Annotated in this window: 7 protein-coding genes and 2 pseudogenes; 5 read left to right on the top strand and 4 right to left on the bottom strand. The window is 60.2% G+C overall.

What is annotated here, in order from left to right; all coding sequences use genetic code 11:
• The 5 genes and pseudogenes from EOD15_RS25650 to EOD15_RS25670 all read left to right on the top strand — a co-directional run.
• Window positions 1-737, top strand: a pseudogene (locus tag EOD15_RS25650) (trigger factor); the annotation flags it as partial.
• Window positions 738-897: 160 nt separating this feature from the next.
• Entirely contained in the window at window positions 898-1,422 is a 525-nt protein-coding gene (locus EOD15_RS25655) for a hypothetical protein (RefSeq protein ID WP_127379811.1), read from the top strand.
• A gap of 192 nt (window positions 1,423-1,614) precedes the next feature.
• Complete coding sequence (locus EOD15_RS25660; protein WP_127323209.1) at window positions 1,615-1,995, top strand: cytochrome c family protein; 381 nt, start codon at window positions 1,615-1,617, stop codon at window positions 1,993-1,995.
• A gap of 137 nt (window positions 1,996-2,132) precedes the next feature.
• Window positions 2,133-3,104 (top strand): heme o synthase, encoded by a 972-nt coding sequence (gene cyoE / locus EOD15_RS25665; protein ID WP_127379812.1) that lies wholly within the window; start codon window positions 2,133-2,135, stop codon window positions 3,102-3,104.
• Window positions 3,105-3,441: 337 nt separating this feature from the next.
• On the top strand, window positions 3,442-4,254 hold the full coding sequence (locus EOD15_RS25670; RefSeq protein ID WP_127322959.1) for a DUF2189 domain-containing protein: 813 nt from the start codon (window positions 3,442-3,444) through the stop codon (window positions 4,252-4,254).
• A 49-nt stretch (window positions 4,255-4,303) separates the two neighbouring features.
• Here the strand turns inward: EOD15_RS25670 and EOD15_RS25675 are convergent.
• The 4 genes and pseudogenes from EOD15_RS25675 to EOD15_RS25690 all read right to left on the bottom strand — a co-directional run.
• Window positions 4,304-4,776, bottom strand: a pseudogene (locus tag EOD15_RS25675) (aminoacyl-tRNA deacylase).
• Between the two features lie 177 nt (window positions 4,777-4,953).
• Window positions 4,954-5,355 (bottom strand): cytochrome C oxidase subunit IV family protein, encoded by a 402-nt coding sequence (locus EOD15_RS25680; protein ID WP_127379815.1) that lies wholly within the window; start codon window positions 5,353-5,355, stop codon window positions 4,954-4,956.
• A gap of 9 nt (window positions 5,356-5,364) precedes the next feature.
• Window positions 5,365-6,087, bottom strand: coding sequence for a heme-copper oxidase subunit III family protein (locus EOD15_RS25685; protein ID WP_127321122.1), 723 nt, complete (start codon window positions 6,085-6,087; stop codon window positions 5,365-5,367).
• 12 nt (window positions 6,088-6,099) lie between these two features.
• The coding region (locus tag EOD15_RS25690) for a cytochrome c oxidase subunit 3 (protein ID WP_185929078.1) at window positions 6,100-6,562 on the bottom strand (463 nt) is incomplete at its 5' end.

The following is a 6,562-nucleotide window of genomic DNA, read 5'->3' on the forward strand; positions in this document are numbered from 1 at the left end:
CCGTCAAGGAAGTGTCCCAGCCCGGCGCGCTGGAAATCAACGACGAGACCGCCAAGAACCTCGGCCTGGAGTCGCTGGAGCGCCTGCGCGACGTCGTACGCGGCCAGATCGAGAACCAGTTCGGCGCCATGACGCGCCAGAAGGTCAAGCGCCAGCTGCTCGACCAGCTCGACGCGGCTTATTCGTTCGAGGCGCCGTCGAAGCTCGTCGACGCCGAGTTCAACAACATCTGGGCGCAGGTCAATCGTGACCTGGAAGCAGCCGGACGCACCTTCGCCGACGAAGAGACGACGGAAGAAGAGGCGCGTGCCGAGTATCTGCGGCTTGCCGAGCGCCGCGTGCGCCTCGGCCTTGTGCTGGCTGAAATCGGCGAGAAGGCCGGCGTGACCGTATCGGACGAAGAGCTGCAGCGCGGCCTGTTCGAGCAGGTGCGCCGCTATCCGGGCAACCAGCAGCAGGAAGTCTTCGAGTTCTACCGCAACAACCCGGAAGCGTTGAACACGCTGCGGGCGCCGATGTTCGAGGAGAAGGTGGTCGACCATCTGCTCGGTCAGATTTCGGTCACCGACGTCAAGGTCAGCAAGGAAGAGCTGATGGCCGACGACGAAGAGGACGAGACCTCCGTCAAGGCGAAGCCGGCGAAGAAAGCCGCCGCCAAGAAGGCCGACGCCAAGAAGGCCGACGACGCGGAAGAGCCCAAGAAGAAGGCCGCGCCGAAGAAGAAGGCCGCCGAATAACACCAGCGCTCCGCTGAAACAGGAAGGCCGCCCTCGAGGCGGCCTTTTTCGTTGCCAAACTGCAACAGCCGCCATGCTTCGCGAGCGGCGGCCTGTGGCGACCAAGCTTTGATCATTATCTGCGCTTCTATTGCAAGCCGCTTGGTTGTTGGAGGGCGTGTTGAGACTGTTCGTCGAATTGGGACACGCTTCGGCAATCGCGCTGGTCCTTGTCTCGGTCTGCGGCATCGCCCAGGCCGGCACGGTGCCTGACAACTGGCGCTTCGGCACGAGTGAAGACGGCCTCGTCACGGCCTCGCTCTATGCCACCAACAAGCTGATCACCGGCGGCGGTGCCTTGAGCTACAGCCCGATCCTGACGATTGCCTGCCGGGCAAACGGCGAGCCGCATTGGACTGAATGGCTGCAATTGAACGACGCTGTTTCGGCCAGCCGCAAGATCACCATGTCGATCACGGTCGATCAGGAGAGCAAGTTCGATGAAAGCTGGGCGGTCGGGCCGCGCGGCCGGATGCTTGTGCGCGATGGCGCCGATGGCATCAGGCGCCTTGTTGCCGCGAACCGGCTCCAGCTTTCGTGGCGGTTCGGGCTGCTGGCGGGACGCGGCGAGGCCGATTTCGACCTCGCCGGGTTCGGCGAAGCGGTCAATCAGGTAGCCGGCAGCTGCAACACGGATGTACCTTGAGCCACTGTAGGCCACCTAAACCTTGTACGGTCGACCTCTTCTACCCGCCGGCCAGACTCTGTGGTATATAGGTGCCGTAATTCCATTTGGGGGGAGAAGCGGATAATCTGTTCCGCCGTGCAAGGCCTATTGCTGGTGTGATCGGCACGCGCGGATCGTCTCGGGCACATTTGACGATCAGGGAGGAAAGTCATGCGCTTAGTCGCGTTTTTCGCCGTCATCTCTGTTGCAACCTTCGTCGCCGGTCCATCGCAGGCTCAGGATGCTGCTGCTGGCGAGAAGGTCTTCGCCAAATGCAAGGCCTGCCACATCGTGGAGGAGGACAAGAACAAGATCGGTCCATCGCTGCACGGCGTCATCGGCCGCACCGCGGGGACGCATCCAGATTTCAAATATTCCGATGCCATGATTGCGGCCGGCAAATCCGGCCTCAAATGGGATGAATCAACACTGACGACCTATCTTCACGATCCCAAGGCCATGGTAAAAGGGTCCAAGATGGCGTTTGCCGGCCTCAAGAACGATGCGGACGTGGCCAACGTCATTGCCTATCTGAAAACGTTCTCCAAGTGACCTGACACCTCCGTCCTGCGTTTAACCTCTTGTTTTACTGTGATCTTATCCGAACTAGGGCAGCGTAAGCAAAGACCGGTTTTCAGTTTTCGCTCGCGCCTTTAGTTCGGATCATGGCCCAGGTGCTTCCATCAGAGATGTCGACTAGGGAAAACCGCCTCAAGGATACCGACATCCGCCTCTCGGAAGCGACTGCGGGTGATTTCTTCGCGCTTTTAAAGCCGCGGGTCATGGCGCTTGCTGTATTCACTGCGTTCGTTGGCCTGATGGCGGCGCCCGGTGCGATGAATCCGGTCATCGCCGTGATTGCAATCGGTGCGATTGCGATCGGAGCAGGAGCGGCCGGGGCTCTCAACATGTGGTACGACGCCGACATCGACGCGCTGATGTCGCGCACATCAAAGCGGCCGGTTCCGTCAGGCCGCGTCACGCCGGGTGAAGCCCTCGGCTTCGGCCTGGTGCTTTCCGCACTTTCGGTCATCACGCTCGGCGTGCTGGTGGGCTGGCTTGCCGCATCGCTGCTGGCCTTCACCATCTTCTTCTACATTGTCATCTATACGATGTGGCTGAAGCGCTCGACGCCGCAGAACATCGTCATCGGCGGCGCGGCGGGTGCCCTTCCTCCTGTCATCGGCTGGGCGGCCGCCACTGGCGCGATCGGCGTTGAAAGCTTCATCCTGTTTCTGATCATCTTTCTGTGGACGCCGCCGCATTTCTGGGCACTCGCGCTGTTCAAGGTCGGCGACTACGCCGCTGCGGGTATCCCGATGATGCCGAACGTGGTTGGCTTGGCCTCGACCAGAAAACAGATGTTCGCCTATTCGCTGCTCCTGGCGCCAATCGGCGTGCTGCCCTGGGCGTTCGGATTCGCGAGTGGGTTCTATGGAATTGTTTCGACTGCATTGGGCGCGGGTTTCATCTGGCACGCCTGGAAGGTCCTGATCGCTCCCGAAGAGGAGATGAAGCCTGCAAAGGCGCTGTTTGCCTTCTCGATTTTCTATCTTTTCGCGATCTTTGCCATACTGCTTGCCGATACGATCGCGATGCGAGCGTCCACGTCAACTGGAGTTGACGGCAAGACCGCTGTTAACGGAATACTGGTCGGATGAGGCAGCCAGTCTGTACTGCCGAATTGAAGGCGTTGCGGACCAGAATCGGCTCGAACATCACGAAGGAATCGCACAGAATCCCAGGATCAGCAGGGCGAGCACGCCGACGCCGAGTATGAGAAGCGTCCTTCCATCCATGACCTTCACCTTTGAACCCGAGAATATCGAAAAAAGACCACCAGAGCTAGCCGAACCGCCGGGACCCTTCTGACAAAGGGCGACAAGTCTCTGGCAAGAGAGTATGTTGATTGCGGTGCAGGTCGCGGTTTTGCGTGGCCACGCAAACGGCAGCACCGCGAAGCCGCGACCTTACCGGACCTGGTCTGGAGGAATGGTCATGGCTAGCTTTCATGTGATAGCAGGCGCCAGCGAGACGCTGGAACATACCAAAATTCGAAAAATCGGTGTTTCCGACCTTCTCGACGCGCTCAGGCGGGGCGTCGACGATTTCATGGTCAAACCGTCACATATCGTTTTTCTCTGTCTGATTTATCCGCTCGTAGGTGTCGTGCTCGCCGCCTGGACTTCGGGCGCCAATGCGTTGCCGTTGCTGTTTCCGCTGGTCTCCGGTTTCGCCTTGATTGGCCCATTCGCGGCGATAGGCCTCTATGAAATCAGCCGCAGACGGGAAGCCGGCGTGGACTCCTCCTGGAGGCATGCTTTCGAGGTCAGGAATTCTCCGGCGCTGCCGGCCATCGCCGCGGTCGGCATCATGCTGTTTGCAATCTTCATCACCTGGCTTTTGACCGCGCAGATGTTCTACCAATACCTTTTCGGCCCGGCTCCGCCTGAATCGATATCCGGCTTCATCAATGAAATATTTGCCACCGGACGTGGCTGGACGCTGATTATCCTGGGGCACGCCATAGGCTTGGTCTTCGCTGTGGTGGTGTTGTGCACAACGGTCGTCGCCTTCCCATTGTTGCTCGACCGGGACGTCGGCGCCTACGAAGCCATCCACACCTCGGTGCGTGTGGTGCTGGCGAACCCGATCACCATGGCCGTGTGGGGCCTGATCGTCGCCGTCGCCCTGATTATCGGCTCGCTGCCGGTGTTCGTCGGGCTGGCTGTCGTGTTGCCGATCCTCGGTCACGCCACCTGGCATGTCTACCGCAAGGTCGTGGAGCCGCCCGCAAGGCCGGCGGTTTGAGCAAAGTCTCCTCGCCGCACAGGCGAGGGGGCGGTTCTGATCGAAACTGTCAGTAAGCCGGGTGACTGAAGCGAGCCTGGTGTGCGCCCATGATCAGGTTACGGAAATCCGCGCCACTGACATGCACCAGCGTTCTATGGTCGCCGCCTTCGAAGTAGACGTCGGCGGCATCGGCGAGGCTTTCTTTGACAATCACCGGTACATCATAGGCAGCGCCGATCGGCGGAATGGCGCCGGTGTCGCAATCATCGAAGAGCGAAACCACCTCGTCTTCGGAGGCGAGTCCGAGACGCTTGTTCATGACATCTTGCAACCTGCCAAGTTCGATCCTGTGGGTGCTCGGAACCACGGCCAGCGTATAGCCAAGCTCGTGGTGAACGACCACGGATTTCGCCAGGATGCTGCCGGGCACATGCGCGGCTATTGCCGACTGCCGGCTTGTTGAAGTGCGATGATGGGCGACGGTGTCGTAGGAAATTCCCTTGCCGTCGATGAATCCCTTAATCTGTTTGCGATCGTCATCTTGGCCTCCCTTGCCAGACTTCGCGACGCGCGTAGAACGAGAGAAGTCATTCTGCCGATGTCGCTTCCGATATCTGGAAAATGGACCAGCCGCCCGTTGTTTCAAGGCAACCGAACGGCAAGCAGCATCGTCGCACAACTGAAGTCGGGGCAGCTGGATCTCACCCAGCTCTTGATTCAGGGCCCGTCTCCGAAAAACACCAACCGGGTGAAAAGCGTGTAATCCGCTTCGAAGACCATCATGGCCACGAACACAAGCACCAGTATCGGCGGCAGGATGATCGCATAGGTCAGCGCCAGCCGCTCCCAAGCCATGTGCATGAAGAAGGCGACGATCAGGCCCGCCTTGAGCATCATGAAGATCAGGATCAGCGACCATCTGAGATAGCCGTGGAGGCCGAAATAATCGACCATGTAGGAACAGGCGCTTAGGATGAACAGCCATGCCCAGACCACCAGATAGAGTTTGATCGGGTGTTCCTGATGGACCTCGGCATGGGGGGCAGCCGTCCGAGCTTCATGGGCGTGACCAGCGCCAAGTCCGTGTTGTCCGAGGCCGTTTGCGGTTGCTTCAGCCATATCTGCCTCTCACCAAAGATAGAAGAAAGCGAAAATGAACACCCAGACCAGGTCGACGAAGTGCCAGTAGAGCCCCATGATCTCGACGCTCTCGTAGTGACCCCTGCGGCTGGTGAAGAAGCCGCGCCGTCCGGTGTCGTAGTCTCCGCGCCAGACCTTGCGCGCCACGATGAGCAGGAAGATTACCCCGATCGTCACATGGGTGCCGTGGAAACCGGTGATCATGAAGAAAGACGAACCGAATTGTGCGGCGCCCCAGGAGTTGCCCCAGGGCCGCACCCCCTCAGTGATCAGCTTGGTCCATTCGAAGGCTTGCATGCCGACAAAGGTCGCGCCGAGTGCCGCGGTCAGAAGCATCAGAATTGCCGTCTTCCGGCGGTCGCGGCGATAGCCGAAATTGACCGCCATGGCCATCGTGCCGCTGCTCGAGATCAGCACGAAGGTCATGATGGCGATCAGGATTAGCGGAACATTCGAGCCGCCTATGTGCAGCGCAAAGACCTCGCTCGGGTTGGGCCACGGCACGCGCGTCGAAATACGCGCGGTCATGTAGGAGAGCAGGAAACAGCCGAAGATGAAGGTGTCGCTGAGCAGGAAGATCCACATCATGGCCTTCCCCCAGGACACGTTCTTGAACGCCCGCTGATCCGAGGACCAGTCGGCGGCAATGCCTTGCCAACCCGCTGGCCGGGGCGTCGTTTGGCTGATATGCGTCATTGTCGTCTCGGACATCCGCTTGATCCCTTAGGTCAGCAATTGTCGGCAAATGTCTATGAACGTAGCGCCCCAGCCGGCAAGCAGGGCGAATATGGCGAGCCAGACGAAAAGCAGGAAATGCCAGTACATGGCGCACAGCTCGACGCCGAGGCGAAGCCGTTCCGGCCGCGCTCCATTCCAGGCGCCGGCAGTCGTTCTGCCGAGACTGACCAGCCCGCCGAGTATGTGCAGGCCATGCATGCCGGTGATTAGGTAGAAGAAGCTGTTGGCCGGATTGGAGCTCAGCAGATAGCCGTCTTCGGCCAACTGCCGCCATGCCACCAACTGCCCGACCAGGAAGGCAAGCGCCGTGAGCCCGGCTGTGGCGAGGCCGAGTCTGACCATATCGCTCTGCCGCTTGCGCGCGGCGGCCGAGGCGCATTGCAGCGCGACGCTGCTGAGCACCAGCACGCCGGTGTTGAGCCAGAGCAGGCGCGGCAGCGGCAGCGGC

Source organism: Mesorhizobium sp. M7A.T.Ca.US.000.02.2.1 (assembly GCF_003996995.1).
In the GTDB taxonomy this organism is placed as follows: domain Bacteria; phylum Pseudomonadota; class Alphaproteobacteria; order Rhizobiales; family Rhizobiaceae; genus Mesorhizobium.

Excerpts from the sequence above, each read along its gene's own strand:
- EOD15_RS25680 (WP_127379815.1), bottom strand. The coding sequence starts at position 5,355 with ATGGCTGAAGCAACCGCAAACGGCCTCGGACAACACGGACTTGGCGCT.
- EOD15_RS25685 (WP_127321122.1), bottom strand. The coding sequence starts at position 6,087 with ATGTCCGAGACGACAATGACGCATATCAGCCAAACGACGCCCCGGCCA.
- EOD15_RS25670 (WP_127322959.1), top strand. The coding sequence starts at position 3,442 with ATGGCTAGCTTTCATGTGATAGCAGGCGCCAGCGAGACGCTGGAACAT.
- cyoE (WP_127379812.1), top strand. The coding sequence starts at position 2,133 with ATGTCGACTAGGGAAAACCGCCTCAAGGATACCGACATCCGCCTCTCG.
- EOD15_RS25660 (WP_127323209.1), top strand. The coding sequence starts at position 1,615 with ATGCGCTTAGTCGCGTTTTTCGCCGTCATCTCTGTTGCAACCTTCGTC.